The organism is Lewinella sp. LCG006 (assembly GCF_040784935.1).
Taxonomy (GTDB): domain Bacteria; phylum Bacteroidota; class Bacteroidia; order Chitinophagales; family Saprospiraceae; genus Lewinella.
Window position 1 is genome coordinate 5385812 of sequence record NZ_CP160680.1, and the last position, 19414, is coordinate 5405225.

Sequence of the window (19414 nt, forward strand, 5' to 3'; positions counted from 1 at the left end):
ACCAAACTGACCCAGCAGAACAAGTCGTCTAGTAGGCGTACATCATGCGCTTGGTCACCAGGGGGTAGTCATCTAACATCAAAGTATAGGTATATACGCCGGGTTGGTAGCCGTGGTGCTCGAAGTTGTACAAAACTTCGTTTAGGCCAATATTCAATGCTATGGGTAAACTGCGCAAGATGCGCCCTTGTAAATCACGAACGACAATTTTAGCGTCTTTATAGTTGGGAACTTCTTCTACCCAAACCCCGAAGTAGGTCGCTTCATCAAAGGGATTGGGACGATTTTGCAATAATTTTACCTGCTCTTGGGCTGCACTGATGTTTGCCAGCTTGGTTTCAAAATCATTGAATCGTTCACCAATAAATAAACTTTCTACACCATTTTCATCAACGGTGGCCACCGAGACCACGTAAATCACATCAGGCGTCAGTCCCCTGAGGGTATCGGTAGCTTGCTGAAGGGTGAAGACGGTATCAAAATCCAGCTCAGAAAACTGGCGCACCCCTACCCGGTAGGTACCATAGTTGTTGGGATCATTAATCACTACCTCAAAACCACCATCAATAGGGTTTAATACAAAAGACTCGGCCGGATCAGGCCCTTGGGCAGTCATTGCGATGGCGTTGCCGTTGATGATGGTGTTTCGTGCCAGGTAGTTAAAGTCCACGAAGAAAGAATCGAGGATTTCATCCCCATCAGTATCTACTCCTAGGATGTCATCAGAGGTATGTTGCCGATCTTCATAATCAGGGTCATTGGTACTTACATCACCATGCTCATTGGCAGATGTGAAGCGGATGGAAGGAAATCCTCTTTCCCGGAATGGAATATGATCGCCACCACGGCCAGTCCGATCTTCTGGGGTCATGATGTTGATGACATTGGTTTGGGGAGCAATGGGTGCTATCATTTCTTCGTACTCCAGCTTTACAAAACGAGCGAGCATCTTATTGCGAGAATTCAAATTTCCAGAGGAGTAAATACGTACATTGGTACTGTCAATATCATTAAGACCAGGGCAGCCGGGAGGCGAAGCAGTAGCGCCACAAATAATGCCACCAATGATATCATTGTTATAAACGGCCTTTAAGGGCAAATCCTCTTCAAAGAAAAAAGAAGAGAAGGCTTCTGCCCCTAACAAGCCTTGTTCCTCCCCTGTTGTCAGTACAAATACGATGGTCCGATCGAAGGTGTACAGGCTCATTACTCTGGCCAGTTCCAATACCGCTGCCGAACCGCTGCCGTTGTCCTCCATACCTTCTGCGCGGCATTCGGTATCACAAAGCTCACCACAACGACTGTCAAAATGTGCTTCCACCAGGACGATCTCTTGATAATGAGGCCCCGTACCCGGCAATACCGCAAAAATGTTGCGATGCTGGCCAACTCCACAAGTTTCATAGTCGAACTGCAGGTAAGACGTAATGAGGCGATCACTAAAAGAGGCAAACTTGGCCAAGGCCCAACGCCGGGCAGCACCCATGCCTTCTGTGGTAGAAGTGGTATCAGCACTCGTGTGTCGGGTACGGAAGCTACGCATAACTTCCAGGTATGCCTTGAGGGAGTCGGGGCTGACGTTCGCATCTATATTTGCTGCAATAAAAGCGGGATCCGTTACCGGAAAAGGAGGCAGATAATCTTCGGGTGCAAAATTTCCCCGCAAGATAGTTTCAGCTTGCGGATTGGTAATCACCAGGTTTGTTTGGCCACTCAGTTGGCTACTGATGAGCAATAGAATAAAGTAGTAGAAGTATTTCATGACGATAGCATTTTTTGCCTAACAATGATTTATTAATTGTAGTTGTGGTTTTAACCTGTTTACTTGATTAGGCAAGTAGCTTGACTATCCTTGAAAGTCAAAAAAAAATGGGCATTTCCACCCACCGGATAGAAATGCCCAAAGTTGTGATAAGCTACCAAGTACCAAGTACTTAATACCAATTACCTATTTTACCCTTCGTCCCAAGAGATTTCACTCACTCGGCGAGCTACTTGGGTGTAGATGGTACCCCCTTCACGGGTAGGAATCTCGTTGAGTCGACCCAAGCGGCGCATATCTACCCAGTGGTGACCTTCTAGCCACAGAGAGTAACGACGCTGGAACAGAATCTCGTTAATCAGAGAGTTGGTATCACCTGCTCCTGTATAGTTACCTACCCCCCAGATATTGCGGATGGTATTGATGGCCGAAACGGCATCACCACCCTCACGGGCCTGTGCTTCTGCATAAATGAGAAGTAACTCTTCATTACGAATCATTGGAATAGAGCTGGTGTTGGTAGCCCAGCGCTTGTCCTGGTGGGTGCCTACGATAGGATCACCAGTTGCTACATCAGTAAGGCTAGCATCAGTGATAGGGTTATTTACCCTTTCTGCAAATTTAGCCGTTACACGACCATCACCTGGCAATGCATCTTCCAACATCCGAGGATGAACGATAAGAATTGTTGAAGTAGCGGCATCGATAGGGTAGAACAATGGATTGTTCACGTCGGGTGAGTTGCCGTATACATGCTTTGGGCCCACATTCAAATCTGCCGCAGAAGCTGCGTTCAGATTCATGAAAGAAGCATTCAACGCCGTCAGCGCACCGCCGTAATCCTCCGCGTACAAAGCAGCACGAGCTGCAATGGCTCGGTTAACTTGTGCCATGGCATCAGGGGTATTGAAACCATCAAAACCACTGGTGAGGCTGAAAGAAAAACTATCACCAGCTTTGTCCAGATCAGAAAAACCTTCATCCAGGATATCACGAATAGCCTGTAGTGCAGCATCATAGCTCAGGGTAGGGCCAGGATTGAGGGGCTCTTCTACGTCTACGCGAATACCGTTTTGGTACTGCTGCATGAGCGGCCACAGTAGCTGGAAACCTTTAATGGTTTTTGCAAAACCAGTATAACCGAAGGCTTCTTCTGTAGAAAGTTTTGTGCTGTTGTTCGCAGCCTCAATCATTATATTGGCTTGTTTTACTGCCAGATAAGGATTGACGTAAGTTCCTGCCGAACCAAAGAAGTCGGGGTAGGTTTCTGCGTTTCCACCGAGACCTAGCCAATCGTTAAGGAAGCGTGGGTCGGAGCCAAAAAAAGCGTAGACCTCACGTCCAAAACTACCAAACATCTGGGCGGCATTGGTCACGTAGCCACGTTGACGGGCTTCCAAACCATTGACGAGCAATTGCAATTCTGCCTTGCTGGCGTCAGCGGTTACGGAACCCAATGAAGGGTTGTTAGGGTCGTTGACCACGTCTACTTCACAGGCGGTAAAAGCCAGCAAGCCGATCATGCCCAAGCCCATTATTAGCTTATGCATTTTATTTTTCATTGTTGTTTTCATTTTTATTAAAATTCAGCGTTCAAGTGGAAGAACAAACGACGAGAAGAAGGGAACGGAGTTACCTCAATATTACCCGTAATTGCTTGGGTACCGAAGTTGCTCACCTCAGGATCGTAACTGCCGTAGTTGGTCCACAACAATACGTTGTTAGCAGAAAGACCCAACTTCAAACGCTTCACTACGCCCATTTCATTAGGGAAAGTGTAGTACAAACCTGCTTCACGCAACTTGAGGTAGCTGGTTTCTTCGATGTAAACGCTGGTGTTGCCATCAGCAGCCCAAGCCAAAAGACGATCAAGACCGTCAGGCTGCTCGTTGTTGTTGGTGTCATCATCCCATCCTGGGGTCGTACCACCATCATCCCACAATAGAGCGGAAAGGTTAATCGCGTTACCTCCACCCTGGTACTGTGTAACCAGGTTTAACTCAAGGTTCTTCATGATCCGGAAGCTGTTGCTCCAGGCCATAGTGAAATCAGGCTGACGATCACCATAAACTGTGAAACCACCGGCAGGCGTATCGTTACCAGCGGGCGTACCCACAATGGTAGTAGGAGAGTAGCCCTCTGCCAATAAGTAAGTACCCAATGACGGACCAAAACCACCTTGGGTAAAGGCGGGTACATCCAAGCGAGTAATTTCTGACTTATTGGTCCAGTACATCAAACGGGTATACCAGTTGAAGTTGAGGCCACGAACAGGATTTGCACTCAATGCCAATTCAATACCGCGGTTTTCGAGGTCAGCTGCATTGGTAGCGATGGCCAGGATACCTGTAGATTCAGCAGGTACCAGGTCAAGGATCAGATCATTAACCCCTTTGTTGTAGTAAGTCGCCTCCAATACAAGATTGTCGTTGAACAAACCAAGATCAATACCGAATTCGATCTCCCGAGCCGTTTCCGGTACGAGGTTTGGATCTACACCACGGGTACCCACCTGGCCACCCAATTGGCCTCCAATCAGCTGAGACTCTAGTGATTCAAAAGTTACCCCAAAACGTGGTAGACCTCCCGTTTGGCCATAAGCCGCCCGTAGTTTCAATTGGCTAATGGCATCAATGCTCCAGAAGTCGAAGTTGTGGAGGTTGATGGCACCAGACAATTTAGGGAATGCATACAATTCATCTTGCTTGGCATTCAAGGTCGACTTGTCGAAACGTACCCCGGCAGAGACAATAATTTTGTCTTCAAAGTTGAGGTCTTCCTGGATGACATAGCCGATGTCAGTAACCGTACTCTTGGTCTGAGCAAGGTTGCTTACTACCTGTGCCCACGCAAGATTATCTTGTCCACCATTCAAGCCACGTCCACGATCAAGGGTGTAATCACCACGCTGATCCAGACGTACAGCACCTACACTGGTGTTGGAGTTGATACGGCCTAAATTAGTATTGTAATTCAAGAAACCCTGGATGTTGTAGTTCAAATCATCCTGGCGGCCCCACATGACGTCACCAGGATTAGCCTGGGCGCGTTGGTGCTGGAGGTTCTCAGGGAAGTAGACCACAGAGTTACCACTCAGGTAATCAATACCGCCATTAATCTTGAATTTCAAAAAGGAGTTGGCGGATTGGTAAAGATCAATGTCAATGGTAGCAGCAGAGATAAAACGATCTACTTGCTGGTTGTTTACACCCAGGTCGCGAATGGCGATGGGGTTGTCATTGAAGTAAGGGTTGTCGGGATAGTTGCCGAATTCATCGGGGAACAGGTTCGCATAGGAAGGCGTGTAGGCCAATGCATAACCAATACTACCACCAGTGTTGTTCTGGTTACCGGTAAAGCCGCGATCATTATCACTCTTCAGGTAGCTGGAGTTCAGGCTTACTTTGATCCGATCGCTTACGCGGTGATCAACATTAGCACGAACAGAGTAACGGTCAAAGCCGGTGTTTTTCATAATACCATCCTCGGAAAGGATGCTACCTGAAACGTAAAACTGGGTTTTTTGGCTACCACCACTTAGACCCACCTGGGTATTCAACAGCAATGGAGTTTCACCATAGAAGTACTCTTCCCAGTCGGTAACCCGGCCTTCGGCGATCGCTGCAGAAAGGGCATCTTGCTGTGATTGTGAGCCGAAATAGGCATCGACTTTAGCAGCGTCCCAGTCGTCAAAATTTTGGAAATTTTGGCCTTGGGCAATACCAATATCCTGAGATAAGGTCACACGCGTTTGGCCTGCTTGTCCTTTTTTTGTCGTGATGATGATAACCCCGGCGTTGGCACGTGTACCATATACGGCAGCAGCAGAAGGACCTTTCAGTACTTCGATACGCTCAATATCATCAGGGTTGATGTCGGCAATACGGTTGGCAGCATCATCCTGCGTCGCAGAGCTGGCACCACCCGTTGCACCACTTACCTGGCTACGGCCAGTACGGATAGAGCTGTTGTTGACATAAACACCATCAATGATGTACAGTGGCTGACTAGAACCAGCCCCCAGGGTAGAAATACCCCGAAGTTGGATGCTAACCCCTCCACCAGGTGCACCACCGTTAGAAGTGATGTTGACACCATTAAGTTTACCGTACAGCGCATTGTCTACGGTCTGTGGGGTTGTGTTGCCCGTCAATTCAGCAGAAGAAATGGTTGATACAGCGTTACCAGAATTCGAGCGTTTTACCCCGGAAGCAAGACCCGTTACAACGACTTCGTCGAGGCGGGCAATGTCTTCTTCCAGGACAACGTCGAGCTGGCCAACACTAGCACTTACTGCTAGTTCTTGGGTCTTAAAGCCGGTATAAGAGAATACAGCTACTCCCTCAACATCTTTAGGGACGTTCAATTCAAAATTTCCGTCGAAATCGGAAACGGTACCAGTAGTAGTGCCTTTGACAAGAATGGAAACCCCAATAAGTGGTTCTCCCAAAGCGTCCTTTACACTACCCTTCACCATGTACTGTGCCATAGCGGGAGCCGCCATCAACAGCATGGCAACCAGCATCATGCTGGCGCGGGTAAAGCAAATTTTCATACAAATTGGTTTTGATTAGTAAATGCGTTTTTCTGATTTCTTAAATTCATTTGGTCATCTCGGGGTTGGAGATCATCAGGATGCGCGATGTATTGTTCTTGAGGTAAAGCTATAACGAAAATACCATATCGTACGCGGCTTCACAAAAGGAATTTTATTTTTTTGGTCGAAACAGGTGCGTACTTAATAAATAAGAAGTTGAAAACTAGGAAGTTGTTGTAATATAAAAAAAATAAACAAAAGGTAGCTTTTTATTTGAAAGGCTTGTGGGCTTAAAAGACCTGTTGTGGATTTGGGGGGGAAGGTGTAATGGTGTAAAAGTTGGAAAAGTGTAAGGGTGTAAGGGTGTTCAATCTGGTGGTAAAGGAGTGAGACGCTTTTAGGCCTGTGTTCACGACCCACCCTCTAACTCCCTCCCTAGTGATGGAGGGAGGACTTGACGTACCTAAAATATTGATTATGAAATAATTTCAGTCATACACGAAAGCCCCTCGCCTGCTAGGGAGGGGTTGGGGTGGGTCGTGAATTCAAGCTGAAAACCGTAACGTGTATAACACGCCAGATTTGACAACCTAAGTGTAAGGGTGTAAGAGTTGGAAAGGTCAACCATCAACCATCTAACTCAGCAAATAATCAATATCGCCACGCTCCAGAGAAAGTTTTCCGCTTGGTCCCAGAATGTCTTCTGCTAGTTGGAGTTTGCGATTTTGGAGTTGGAGGATTTTCTCTTCGATGCTGTCACGCGTGATGAACTTAAGGGCGATGACGTTCTTTTTTTGGCCAATACGGTGTGCCCGCGCGATAGCCTGCTGTTCGGTAGTGGGGTTCCACCAGGGGTCGAGGATAAAGACATAATCGGCAGCGGTCAGGTTCAAACCGGTACCTCCCGTTTTGATGGAGATCAGAAAAGACTGCACGCTGGGATCTTCCTGAAAACGGGCGATTTCACTTTTTCGTTTGTTGGCGGTAAGGTCACCACTGAGCCAGGAGTAAGGGCTTTGACGCTGGTCCAATTCCTGGCGAAACAATTCCAGGTGCTTAACAAAAGAGCTGAACATCAGTACTTTGTGTCCGCTTTTTTGTATGGTCTCCCACTGTTCAATGATGTCGAGATATTTGCCGCTTCCTTTTTCATAGGTCTCGTCCACGAGTACGGGATGGTTTACCAACTGTCGAAGTTTGGTAAGGGTTTGCACTACGAGAATCCGATATTTCGCATTGGAGGCATCAAAATTTTCGAGAAGATAGTTGCGGGCTGCAGATTTTTCGCGCTCGTAGATTTTTCGTTGCTCCTTGGTCATTTCGGTGTAGAAGACCTGGGTGGTCAGCGGTGGCAAGTCTTTTGCCACCTCGTCTTTGGTACGTCGCAACAAGTAAGGTTGTACCAGTTTGCGGAGTTTGTCCTTTTGGTCTTCGTCGCTTTGGCGCTCAATGGGGAGGATGAATTCCTGGCGGAAAAAATTGTAGCTACCAAGTAGCCCTTCATTGATGAATTGCATTTGAGACCAAAGATCACTCAGGGAGTTTTCGATAGGCGTTCCACTCAGCGAGAGTTTGTGGCGTGCTTCCAGGCTGTTGAGGGCTTTAAAGACCTTGCTTTCGCGGTTTTTGATTTGCTGACTTTCGTCCAAAATGATGTATTCAAACTCAAGCTGCGCCAAAAGATCCACATCGCGCAATGCGGTCTGGTAGGTGGTCAGGATGGTGTCAAAACGCTTAAGGAGTCGGGCATCTTTATGTCGTTTGGGCCCAAAGTGCTGGTAGACCGACAAGGAGGGAACAAACTTCTTGATCTCACTTTCCCAATTGTAAAGCAGGGAAGAAGGTAAAACAATCAAAGCGCGGAGTGGCTGGAGAAAATCCTCATCATCTGGAGGAGCAAAAAGACCCAATTGTTGTCCGGCACCTATGGTGGCCTTTTCTGGCTCGGTACTGGCTGCTCGTTGGGCTGCGCGTTGTTCTTTTGCGTAAAGCAGAATTGCAATGGTCTGTAAGGTTTTCCCCAAGCCCATGTCATCCGCCAGGCAACCACCTAATTCGTTCTTGTGCAATTGTGCCAACCACTTTACACCTTCCAGCTGGTAGGGGCGTAGTTGTGCTTTCAGCAGGGGTGATGGCTTATAGTCAACGGTTTCTACCTGCAAATCTGTCCCGTTGGGAACATCGATATTCTCTAATAAAGTGTACTGGCTCTTGGTCAGGCGGAGCTTGTCGCCTTCTGTTTTACCAAAATCTACGACTTGCTTGTAGCGGTTGAGCCATTCTTCTGGAATTAGGAAGAAAGTGCCATCGGGCAGCGGGAAAAAGCGATTGTTATTGCGGATGTATTTGGTCAAAGCCATAAACGGAAAGCGATGCTCTCCCACGACGACTTCCCCTTTGAGGTCGAACCAGTCGGACGTGGATTGTACTTCCAGGTCAATTTTTGGGAGGGCCAGTTGGATGGGCTTATCATCTAGTTCAGGCGTCTCAATGGTGAAGCCAGCGGCTTCCAGCGCAGCTTTTTGTTGGGCCAACCACTCCAGCATTCCGTATGGGTGATCTTCTGGCCCTGCAACTTCAAAGTGGCTTTGGTGTTCTTTTCTAACGAGTGGGAATTTTTCCAGCTGCGCTATAAATGCCGCTTCGGCTTCGGGGTTGCGCTTGATTTGCGAAATCCGAATTTCTTCCCCCGACATATCCATTGAAGTACGGCTTTTGCGGGTTTCCTGCCAGCCAAAGTAGGCATCGTGGTAAACCATTTCTACCGCAAGAATCCACCGTTCTTCGAAAAGATGCTTGGTGGTCTTTAGGCGACAACCCAGCAGTTCATTGTGTTGGACAACGGCAAAGCCTTCTGCTTCCACTTCTACCTTGTTCACAATTTTCATGATGAAATTGCGAAAGTAAGCGTTGACGGAAGCGGCTGGTATCTGTACTTCTGCTTTTTGCCGGAAAGGCTTTACCAGAAAACCGTTGATGTGATTGAGACGGTACAACTTGTAGTCGGCACAAATCCATCCCGTAGGCTGATTGGTAAGTGCGACCACCTCCTTTTCCCTGATGGGCCATTCTTTATCACCATTAAAAAGCCGCAATTGGTACAAAACGGCATCTTCGGTTTTTTTGAAATAAAGCTGTGGCTCAAGGGGTTTTTTAACGAGTTCTACAATAAAATCCTTGACCAATACCCGGCGTTCCACCTGCCAACTTAATGGAAGATCATGCCTGACGATCAATTGAAGCATCTGATCCAGTCGGCGGTGAACATAATTTTGGATGGCTTTGAAAAGCTCTCGGTCTTCAAGCATTTGTACCAGCGGCGGCGGCTTGCGGCGACCTTTATGAAAATGCCTGAGAATAACCTCTGGCTGAAGTTCATCAATAAGACGAAAAATAACCTCGCGGGTAGGGTTGAGTTCCAGTTCAAAAGCACCAATCGTAGCGGTGGTCGCTTTCTGCTTGATATGGGCAAGATAGCCCTCCTGATCGCGCGTAACTACAAAAGCTTCGGGCAGGAAAAGTTCTTTGGCGTATTCGTTGAGGTTATAAACGACATCAACGATTTCTTTAGGTACTGCAGCAGGTTTGAACATAAACGTTGGAACAAGGTAAGGACCGTACAAAAAATAAAGGAAGCCTAATTTAACGAAGAGGGAAATTTATTTTTTGCACAATACAAAAGACTGCAAGAATACTAAAAATGGGGCTTTTGATCGGTGTGCTGATAAAGAAATTTGACCAGCCGAGAAATAAAATTACTTTCTGCTCATAATGGGGGTTGGAAGTGCTATATTTGTTAGTTTTGGCATTCAATCCTGTTTATGTTATTGCACTGGTCAGATCATTTACTGTTTATCATTGTGGGGGTCATCATACCGTTGCGAACGGTGCTGGGTACGCAGCCTCAACTTGCTAATATTCGCTTCAATACCCGCATGAAAATTCAGTTGTATTGGAGTAATAATCTGTGGCTGTGGTTGTTATGCGGTGCTGTAGCTGGGGTGTGGTGGTTCAATGATCGTTCCTGGGAATTGATAGGCTTGCAAAGCAAACTGGAATGGCCCTCGGGGTGGCCATTGATTGTCTTTGCCGTTTTTACCCTGCTCTACTTATGGGACACCGTCAGCGAAGTCAACAGCCAGCAACATCGCGAGATAACGGCAGAGAATTTACAGTCAGAATTAGGCTTCCTCCCCGCCACGGCCTACGAATATTTTCATTTTATCTTTCTCGCGCTGACGGCAGGTATTTGTGAGGAGTTCATCTTCCGCGGCTATTTTATCCGTTATTTTCAATGCCTGCTCGGGCAGGAAGAAACCTACACTTTGGCAATTCTACTACCCGCATTAATTTTTGGAGCGGTACACTTCTACCAAGGCTGGCGAGCGGTGGTGAAAATTACGGCGATGGCCATCATGTTTGGTTATGTTTTCGTGCACACGGGAAGCCTGTGGATGCTGATGATCGTCCACGCCTTCATCGACTTATTGGGCGGAATGATTGCTTGGCAGTTGATGCGGCGAGGGTAGGTGGACTTTCCTTTGGAGACTCTTTTTCACAGAGGGAGTCGGAAAATATTTTTTGGTTACATTTGTTTTGTTAGTGAGTTTTTTCTCCGTCCCTTACCCATAATTTGCAATGAAGGCTTTTTTTAGTTTTGTTGCCATTTTGTTAACGTTTAGCGTATGTGCTTCCACGCAAGACGATCATATGGTAAGGGTACTTTTTTGCCAAGATATCCTGGATAAAAGCAGCTTAAGCGAGGACGATTTTCGTCAGTTGGATAGTGCCTTGTTTCAAGTCAACTACTATCTTTCTAATACTGCTATAGCGCTTTATCATCGTGCGATCCAGCAGGCTGACCAGTCGGCGGATGGAAGTAAATACGCGGGGATTTTTGAATTAAGGCTTGCCGATATTTACTGGGATTTTGAAAAGCTGGATTCTTCCTCTTATTATATTGATCTGGCAGCTGCCCGGTTCAAAGCTTCAGGCGATGAATTGGCTTACGCCAGGACAGCCAATATCAGGAGATTGATCAAGGCAGCGGAAGGCGATTTTTTAGCTGCGCATGAAATAAGTTTCGACGCTTTGCATGTTTTTGAAAAGTATGGTAACAAGATGGGCATTGGCATTGCCAACCGAGATATCGCGTCCATCATGATTCACGAGAAGAAATATCAGGAAGCTTTGGCCTATTGTACAAAAAGCATTGTCACACTAGAGTCGATTGATTACTGGTATGAACTTGTTTTCAGTCATCAGCGCATGGCGATCATCTATCGTAATCTTGGTGACTTTCAAAAAGCGTTATCGTTTCTCCAAAAAGGAATTGCGGCCTGTTACCAATTAGAAGGTTTTCGGGTGTATCAGGCAGTAGCCAAGTTGTACTGGACACGCGGATACATTTACGAAGCGGCCGGTAAGTATGATCAAGCGATTACCTGCTTGGATTCCTCCGTCTATTTTGCTCATCAGATTAACTTGTCCTTTGATCGTTGGGTCTATGATAGCAAGGGCCGTATTTAGTAATATTTCCAATGACAACATCCGCGAAGCCCAAACTACTGATGGTAGAAGACGATATGATTATCGCTGCCGATAACCTGGAAAAAGTGGATGCCATCAGCGAGCATTACGAATTTCTAACGATCAACGCCCGGCAAATTCCCATCTCGCGCCGCATGAAGGAGCAGGTAATCAACCGGATTAAAATGATTTGAGGGTTATTCACGGAGCTCTAGTACCAACCATATAGCAGTAAATATTGACCGTTCGGAAACAGCGGCCTCTGCGTGGGAAGCTATCACCGGTTACTGACACTTTTGCACTTATCTTATGGTGACAAAAGCACAGAGATGCCTATACCATCCTACCCTAAAATATTAATCGTAGAAAACGAGCTCATCATTGCCGCAGATGTATTGGTGCAATTCTCAAAACTGGGGTGCCAAATGTTGGGCATTCATGCCCGGGCCATAGATGCCCTGAAGACTATCGTTGCAAATCGTCCTGATCTTGTGATCATTAATGTTGGTTTGCCAGGCAAACTCAATGGCTTGGCGGCTGCCCGCTTGATGACGCAAGACTACCACCTTCCGCTCATCTTTTTGAGTTCGCATACCGATGAGGACAGTTTGCAAGGTGCCCTGGCACTGCGCCCTTGGGCGTTTATTGCCAAACCTTTTATCAATGAGGACTTGGAAAACGCCCTAGCGTATATCCTGACGCGACTAGCGCAACCATTGAGGGAATTAGATTACCAGAATACTTGTAAATTATTTTTTAATGGTGAAGTGTATCGACTTAAGCTTCCTCCTCCACTGGAAGATTGAAAGTTACCATTCGGAAATAGAAGACGACCGTTCGGAAGTCGGTCTTTTTAAGGGGGTGGAATAGCGCTAATTTGCAAGTGAAATTAATTATTGGCAATCTTAAAAACTAGCGTTTAGTTTTTAAGTACTTAAAACTCATTAATTATGGCTTACGTATTTAATATGCTCAACACGACTCAAAAAGAGATTACCGTTTACTGGTACGACTGGAACGATGGGAGTCACCTGATTGCTGCGGGCACCTATCATATTTCCAGCAAAGGAAATGCGGACATTAATGCCTTAGACAACGTAGTGATCCAAATGGATTTGTACGACAAAAAAAATAAGGTATTAGGCGGAATTTGGCAGAATTTTTATGCGACCAAACGACCAATGCAAATTGTAGAAAAAGAAGGCATCTATTCAATAGAATATAGAAAGGAGTAAAAATCACTCAAAGATTTCAATGAAATAACCATTAAGCGTCTCAAAACCCAAGAGGCTACCTTTTTATTCTTTTGAAGATCTAGTGTGATTTCAATCATCGCATAATGATGATTATCCTACCTAAGACCAATATTAGGCCAGATTCAGGAATGAGTCTGGCTTTTTGCTGGGTGCCATTCATACCATTATACTAAGTAATTAGCTTTAGCCAGATGGTCAAAGAAGTTAACCTCGTATCGCGGTGCTGGCTCAACTACTTCCAACGAGCCAATATGAAAGGCAAACTGGAAAAGTTAATGGGCTGGCTAAGACGTCGAATCCGTTGTTTTCGCTTGAAACAGTGCAAACGTACCATCTGAATAGCCAGATTTCTACAGGAACAAGGCATACCTAAATGGCGCAGTTGACTACTGGCACTATCTAGTAAAAGATGGTACCATATATCCAACAGGCCTCAAACGCACTAAGGGATGAATCTGGAATGGTTCGCCTCAATTGGTCTGTTTGATTTACCTGCTTATTACTGCTCCAAGTTGATGAAACCGCCTAGTAAGTAAGGCGTACGCTGGGTGGTGTGAGAGGACGAAACGACCGATGAAGAAATCATCATTCGTTTCTCCTACTTGATTAGTGATCCCAGCAGGATGTGAATTGTATTTTTAATAGTATTGATTATCAGTAATTTATAAAGTTTTTAGTTTTTTCTTTAGGGGGATTTTAGAAGCGCTCAAAAATTATTCCTCTTCCTCTCCAACATTCCGTTGTTTTTTGCCTTCGCTCGCCTTTTTGTACTTCTTGAATAGACGCAGCAACACTACCAACCGGGAAGTATTCTTTTCACTTTGATCAGACGCACGCTGACGCAACCTACGCACCTGTGCGTCGGAGAGGTTCTTCATGAGGAACAACTGGTTTTCTCTAGTATGAAATTCGGGAAGCTAATATAAAACAATAAGTTTTTTAATATGATGAATTTTTAATTTTTTAACACAAAAAAGTTTAAAAAAATATTTTAGCCTAACCTTGTGACCCTAATAATTGGTCACCTACCGAAACCCAGGCAGCGCCGGATAAGGAAGCAGCGCATCCAGCATATAGGTAATGCTATCAATCGATAGGATAGCCAGACAAATGATAATAACGGCAAATAACAGGCTGCCCGGAAGATCATTTTTTGAGGCAATTTCGAGATAGGATTCACGATGTAATATCCTGGTGGTTACGGAACTCACCATTAAGAGGAGCAGGAAATTGATGAGGCTGATAACCAAAGCATAACCTGCAAACTGAATCAAACTTAGTGCCAGTTGACTACCAGTCGTTTGCTTAGAAAATAATTGAAAAGCCTGACTGAGGGCATCGCTAGTGGGGTAGATCACTGCTGCTGATGAGAAGATCAATGCGCCAATGACGATGGTTCCTCCCATTTCTAATGCGTCCTGGTTGTATTGCTTTTTGAGGCGATTCCTGATGAAATGATAGCATCCATAACAGAATACAACAAAGAGAATACTTAGATAAAACCACTTAAAGAGGCCAAGGAGCATAAGGTTGGTATTCATTGTTTTATATGTTTTTTTGATTGCTTAGATAAATATCCCAAAGATCAAGATTCCGGATCTCTGGAGATAATTGTCCCGGTGTCCACCCTTTCGTGGTGGTTTCCCAAAAGTAGTAGCGGTTGTTGCCTTGTTTGAGATGATAACCAGAAATGGGGAGATCTATACCCAACATGGCGTGGGCGTAATACTCACTGGCTAGTATAGCGACTTGATATCCATAATGGTCAAGAATTGCATATAGCATTAAGGCACGCGTATCACAGTCGCCCGCTAAAGTGTAGGTGAATTGCTTTGGTGTGTACAGCCCAAATGGAACCTGGGCCACACACGGGGCGTCAGTATTATTAGGGCATGATCCATCCATGATAAAAACATAGGGGATCTCCTGGACCATAGTAACTATGAGACCCGCTAAATCAATTTGATTGTACTGGCGAAGATTTTGAATACTATCTATCAGTGCAATTAGTTCTTGGTGTAGGTATCCTTCCTCCTGAAGTATGTACTTGTATAAACTTTGGTAGGAAAAATTATTTCCCGACGCATACCTGGCCATAAATGTCTCCGCTTTTGCCATGTCAGCTGGATAAACGACTAGTTTTCCTTCGTGTTTGTCAAACAGTAGGTCGGTCCATTGCAGGTGGTGCACAAGCCGGATCGTTGGTGATACGCCTTGACTGTCTTGTGGATTTACAATGGTATCCGTAACGGTAATTGGGAAAGTAGTGGTAGTTCCTGCTCGAGCGTACTGGCGGTCAGCTGTACTCGTTAATGTGGCCAATCCGGAGAATAGAATGATTACAGCTGCGATGATACCTAGCCCCGATAAGCCAAAACTGGTGGTACTAGTGTCTTTTTGGAAAGAGCTGATCCATATTACTAGCCCTAGCACCCCAAATATGATGGCCAGGGAGGTGTAGCTGGTAAATAACAAGACAAAGCAAAAAATCCAGATGGTCCACCGGGCGATTTTCATGAGCACTCTAGTGCTTATCCGACCAAAGGAAAATAGTGGCTTCCAGGGAAGATTATGAACAAAGGGGATAAGAGAGATGAGGTAGCCTCCCAGTAGCACTCCAATCAAGATACCAAGATTTTGCCAGCCCAGTAAGGCCACAATACCATTGATGATAGTGACTAGAATAAGCAGTGCAAATAGAATGGAAAGAACCCAAGGAATGGCATTGAATATTTCTCTAATCACGTCACCGAAAGAAATGGTTTCTCCTGTTGTAGACGGTTCATCTTTTACTAGGGTATTTTCTGGACCTGTTGGAGGAGCAGGAGGAGGAATATATTTCCCAGAGAGGATCACCTTGGCAATATCTCCAACGATCCACACTTTTACCAGTCGGACATTTGTTAGTATTCCACCATCGGGAAGTTTAACGGGAGACTCAGTTATTGCCATTTCCCCAGCTTGGCGTACATCAAGCTCTACCTCAATTTCTGCGGTTGTTTTATTAGAGATGACTTTTATCTTCTCCTCTGGATGGAACACTACGAGTGGTTCTATTTCTGACAGCGATTTTAGTTTTCGCTGTTCATCCACCAATGCCGATATGGTACCACTCAGCTCTCCAAAGGTAGAATTGCCTTCCTGCTCAATGTTGGAAAGAATAGGAGAGGTAATACTGACGGAAGTAAGGTCAAGCGCGAAGATTTCATCCTCTTCCTGGAACTCTGGTAAATGGACTTTTGCTCCCTTGATATCAGGACAATCTAACCATGTAAAGGCTGCGTCAAGTTGTATTTTCTGGTCTTTTGTGATGATGGTTTTTCCCTCGTGAATGGTGGCCTCGTAGATTTCTATTATATAATCCTTCTCAAAAGACGAATCCCCTTCCAAGAGTTCTCCGCGATACTTGGCTTTTATTTCTCCTTCGAGATAAGTTCTTTCCAGGATGGTAATCAGGTCGATGATCATGCTTCGTCCTGATTTTGTGCCATACGTTCTCTCAAAGAGGCTAATCCCGCGACTTTACGGGTGTCTTCTCTTTTGCGGGTATTAAAGGGTGGGTCATGGTAATCATCGTATAAAGATACTTCCACTTGGTAAGAGGACTGGAAAATGTTTTTGTAACGTGACTGGCAATGAAAAAAACTGGACAGGATCAGTTCGTAGTCATTGTTGTCGCACTTCAATTGATAAGTGCCGGTTTTCAACCAGGAAATCTTCGCTAAAAAAGGAATCAGAAAAAGGCTTAAAACCACCAGGCTTATCCACCAACTTTCTTTAAAGTGGTCATATAGGAGTTGGAATCGAGCAAGGATGTCTTTAGAATTGGCATTGGCTAATTCAAAATCGTTGATGTATTGCTGGCGCTTTTGGCATAGTTCATTGAGCCGCTTGCGGAAAGCGGTCTTTTCCATTTCCTGAGAATACGATAAAAGTGTGTTCAGTTTATTTTCTACCAGCTCAATTTCTTGGTCTAAGTATGCGAGATTATTATCCCAAAATGATTTGGATTTGGCTAACCTATATTCTGCCAAGTACTCTGAAATCCCATTCTGGAATATTATTAGTTCCAGCGGTTTAGCAACCAGTAAAGACATGAAAATTAGAAAGAAGAAACTAATAATAATAGAAGAATTAAAGATACTAATATCTGAGGTATGAGGTAGACGATCGCTACTAAAAGTAGTCAGCAGTAAACGGTACATTGCAGAAATACCAAGAAATAGCAATAAGCTAATCACAACGATAATGAGTGGTTCATTAGCAATTAGCTGACTTATGGTTACTGCGGCGATAGCTAACAATACATGATTTAAGCAGGCAATCCATCCACATAATGCAAGGATGCGCTTTTCGGAGGGCGGACAAGCTTCGGTCAATTTAGGCTCTACTACAAAAAGCAACCATCCCCACCGGCTAACCGTATGTAAGATGCTTTTAAGTAGCTTCATTCTCCGTAGCGTTGATATATTGGTCCAGGTTTTCGTCTACTTTTTTCTTCTCCCGTTCCAGCCATTTATTGACGATGTAGTCGTTCAATTCCAGCTGGGCTTTAGTGAGTTTATCTTGCTCATCGGTTTGCCGGAGTACTTCGTGAAAAATCACCAAATCCTTTTCTATTCCTTCCTTGTCCTTATAGTAGTTGTACTTTACTTCAATCCCGGCCTGCGCTTTGATCAACTCTTTTTGATTGTCCGAAAGAAAATCATAAGGACTTTTAATGAGCATCAATTTGAAGAAAATTGGTGTAAGCTCAATAGCCACAAACAGTAAAGTGATAAAAAGCGTGATCTGCCAACCTGCGATTTCGTGAGAGAGCTTGATTCGTTCCAATAAGCCATCTAATCCATTAGCGATATCTTCTTTTTTTGCTTTTTGCTCATCTATTTCAGCTTGTAGATCGTTGAATTTTTCAGCCAACTCTTTTTGTTCGTCTTCTTTGGTTTTTAGTTCCTTTTCAATATCATCAAGTTGAGCCTTAATAGATTTGGCTACTGGCCCATTTCCATAGTGGTCACGATTTTGCATTTCATCTAGATACCGGATCTCAGTTTGTCGGTAACGCTCCTGGATTTCAGTTGTCTTTTGTCTAACTAAATCCTGCTCTGTTTCAATTCTCGTAACCTCCGGAGCATATCTTTTGTCGATTGATGCAATAAATGCTTGTTGTTGATCCATTTGTTCTTGGACTAGTCGAACATCAATCTCCGATTTGAAAATCCTTATCTCCAGGGGCTTAGAGATGGTGATGGCAATGATGATCCCCATGATAATCCTGGGAATAGCGCCTACGAATTCATCCCTGGTGATTTTTTCGGAGCCATCTCCCTGTCCGGTACTGGTGACAATAAACCGGTCAAGGTTGAAGATCATCGCGCCCCAGATGATTCCAAATCCAAGAGAAATCCATAGTACTGGCAGATCCGTCCCGGTCTCCAGGGCAGAGCTGTTTGGCTCGAAGATGGTATAAAAAGCGTATCCTCCAGCGATACCGGCCATTAAGCCGGTTGCTACGACGATGCCTCCAAGACAAGCGTACTTAACGTGTTCGCGGTAATCACACTGTTCCAAAATAGATCGGTCGGCACCACAGGCTTTCCAGAAAAGGCGCATGAAAAAGCCAGGTTTAGGCGATCGATGCTGTCGGTTATCGGTCATTGATATGGATTTTTAAATTAAAAGGGATTGGATAGGGTAGGCGTTGCGCCTTGATCGTTGTCGTTAAATGCTTTGGGGTCAAAAGGAGATTGAAATAATCTTATGTTACGATTACGGAGTAGGTATTTGGGGGTAAGTCGCCGTGGGGAAGTTTTTCTGGGGAAGACCAGGCGACCTTTTGCTTGCAGCTGTGCTTGTACCGATTTGCCGCAGGACAGCCTTTGGATTCGGTGGGTATCCGTAAATTCCTTGATGGCATCGTAGGTCAACTGAACGGTGTCTCCGCACGAGATAGACATGGAACTTTTGCTTGCGCTAAATAAACCTACCGCCTCTAGTTCCAGTACCGCCGATGTGTTTTCCACTTTGATGAGCATTGCTCCCGATGTAGGAAGTCGTTTTTTGTAGCCTTTGAGCCTGACGAAAAGTGCGCGTTCAACCTGCCATTCGACATTGAAAGGAATCCCCTGAATAGGCCTAATAGTATCAGCTCGCCAATGGTTGATTTTTGGCGATTCTCCTGTAAGGAGCAGGAGGAAGAACTGCTTTATTATGGATAGGTAGAAGTGCAATTGAATAGCTTTAGGGTTTCTCTATTTGTTTGGGCGCTGTAAAATCGGTAGAGGTAAATTGTCTTCTTTTACGAAGATCGGTATTTTTGGTTACGTAAAC

16 protein-coding genes are annotated in these 19414 nt (G+C 45.1%); 6 read left to right on the forward strand and 10 right to left on the reverse strand.

Translation table 11 applies throughout. The features are described 5' to 3' along the window. Positions 1 to 28: 28 nt before the first annotated feature. From AB0L18_RS19405 to AB0L18_RS19420, 4 genes are all read right to left on the reverse strand, one after another. On the reverse strand, positions 29 to 1762 hold the full coding sequence (locus tag AB0L18_RS19405) for a M28 family peptidase (protein WP_367388974.1): 1734 nt from the start codon (positions 1760 to 1762) through the stop codon (positions 29 to 31). A 191-nt stretch (positions 1763 to 1953) separates the two neighbouring features. Then, positions 1954 to 3312: a RagB/SusD family nutrient uptake outer membrane protein gene (locus tag AB0L18_RS19410; RefSeq protein ID WP_367388975.1), complete on the reverse strand. Its 1359-nt coding sequence runs from the start codon at positions 3310 to 3312 to the stop codon at positions 1954 to 1956. 29 nt (positions 3313 to 3341) lie between these two features. Then, a complete protein-coding gene (locus tag AB0L18_RS19415; RefSeq protein ID WP_367388976.1) occupies positions 3342 to 6317 on the reverse strand; it encodes a SusC/RagA family TonB-linked outer membrane protein in 2976 nt (991 codons plus the stop codon). 617 nt (positions 6318 to 6934) lie between these two features. Next, on the reverse strand, positions 6935 to 9892 hold the full coding sequence (locus AB0L18_RS19420; protein WP_367388977.1) for a DEAD/DEAH box helicase: 2958 nt from the start codon (positions 9890 to 9892) through the stop codon (positions 6935 to 6937). Positions 9893 to 10120: 228 nt separating this feature from the next. Between AB0L18_RS19420 and AB0L18_RS19425 the strand changes: the two genes are divergently transcribed. From AB0L18_RS19425 to AB0L18_RS19450, 6 genes are all read left to right on the forward strand, one after another. Next, a complete protein-coding gene (locus tag AB0L18_RS19425; RefSeq protein WP_367388978.1) occupies positions 10121 to 10828 on the forward strand; it encodes a CPBP family intramembrane glutamic endopeptidase in 708 nt (235 codons plus the stop codon). A gap of 181 nt (positions 10829 to 11009) precedes the next feature. Continuing rightward, complete coding sequence (locus AB0L18_RS19430) at positions 11010 to 11828, forward strand: tetratricopeptide repeat protein (protein WP_367388979.1); 819 nt, start codon at positions 11010 to 11012, stop codon at positions 11826 to 11828. Between the two features lie 11 nt (positions 11829 to 11839). Then, positions 11840 to 12022, forward strand: coding sequence for a hypothetical protein (locus AB0L18_RS19435; protein ID WP_367388980.1), 183 nt, complete (start codon positions 11840 to 11842; stop codon positions 12020 to 12022). Between the two features lie 135 nt (positions 12023 to 12157). Beyond that, on the forward strand, positions 12158 to 12634 hold the full coding sequence (locus AB0L18_RS19440) for a response regulator (protein WP_367388981.1): 477 nt from the start codon (positions 12158 to 12160) through the stop codon (positions 12632 to 12634). A 144-nt stretch (positions 12635 to 12778) separates the two neighbouring features. Then, positions 12779 to 13063: a hypothetical protein gene (locus tag AB0L18_RS19445; RefSeq protein WP_367388982.1), complete on the forward strand. Its 285-nt coding sequence runs from the start codon at positions 12779 to 12781 to the stop codon at positions 13061 to 13063. A gap of 212 nt (positions 13064 to 13275) precedes the next feature. Next, positions 13276 to 13422 (forward strand): group II intron maturase-specific domain-containing protein, encoded by a 147-nt coding sequence (locus AB0L18_RS19450; RefSeq protein ID WP_367388983.1) that lies wholly within the window; start codon positions 13276 to 13278, stop codon positions 13420 to 13422. A gap of 375 nt (positions 13423 to 13797) precedes the next feature. Here AB0L18_RS19450 and AB0L18_RS19455 read toward each other — a convergent pair whose 3' ends face one another. The 6 genes from AB0L18_RS19455 to AB0L18_RS19480 form a co-directional block, all read right to left on the reverse strand. After that, positions 13798 to 13962: a hypothetical protein gene (locus tag AB0L18_RS19455; protein WP_367388984.1), complete on the reverse strand. Its 165-nt coding sequence runs from the start codon at positions 13960 to 13962 to the stop codon at positions 13798 to 13800. 147 nt (positions 13963 to 14109) lie between these two features. After that, positions 14110 to 14625 carry a hypothetical protein gene (locus tag AB0L18_RS19460; protein ID WP_367388985.1) on the reverse strand — a complete coding sequence of 172 codons (516 nt, stop codon included), beginning with the start codon at positions 14623 to 14625 and terminating at the stop codon, positions 14110 to 14112. A 4-nt stretch (positions 14626 to 14629) separates the two neighbouring features. Further along, positions 14630 to 16552 carry a hypothetical protein gene (locus AB0L18_RS19465; RefSeq protein WP_367388986.1) on the reverse strand — a complete coding sequence of 641 codons (1923 nt, stop codon included), beginning with the start codon at positions 16550 to 16552 and terminating at the stop codon, positions 14630 to 14632. Beyond that, positions 16549 to 17535, reverse strand: coding sequence for a hypothetical protein (locus AB0L18_RS19470; RefSeq protein WP_367388987.1), 987 nt, complete (start codon positions 17533 to 17535; stop codon positions 16549 to 16551). Before AB0L18_RS19470 ends, AB0L18_RS19465 begins: the two co-directional genes overlap by 4 nt. Then, positions 17522 to 18742, reverse strand: a complete 1221-nt coding sequence (locus AB0L18_RS19475) for a DUF4407 domain-containing protein (RefSeq protein WP_367388988.1) — start codon at positions 18740 to 18742, stop codon at positions 17522 to 17524. Before AB0L18_RS19475 ends, AB0L18_RS19470 begins: the two co-directional genes overlap by 14 nt. Positions 18743 to 18759: 17 nt before the next feature. Beyond that, positions 18760 to 19314, reverse strand: a complete 555-nt coding sequence (locus AB0L18_RS19480; protein WP_367388989.1) for a hypothetical protein — start codon at positions 19312 to 19314, stop codon at positions 18760 to 18762. Positions 19315 to 19414 lie beyond the last annotated feature (100 nt).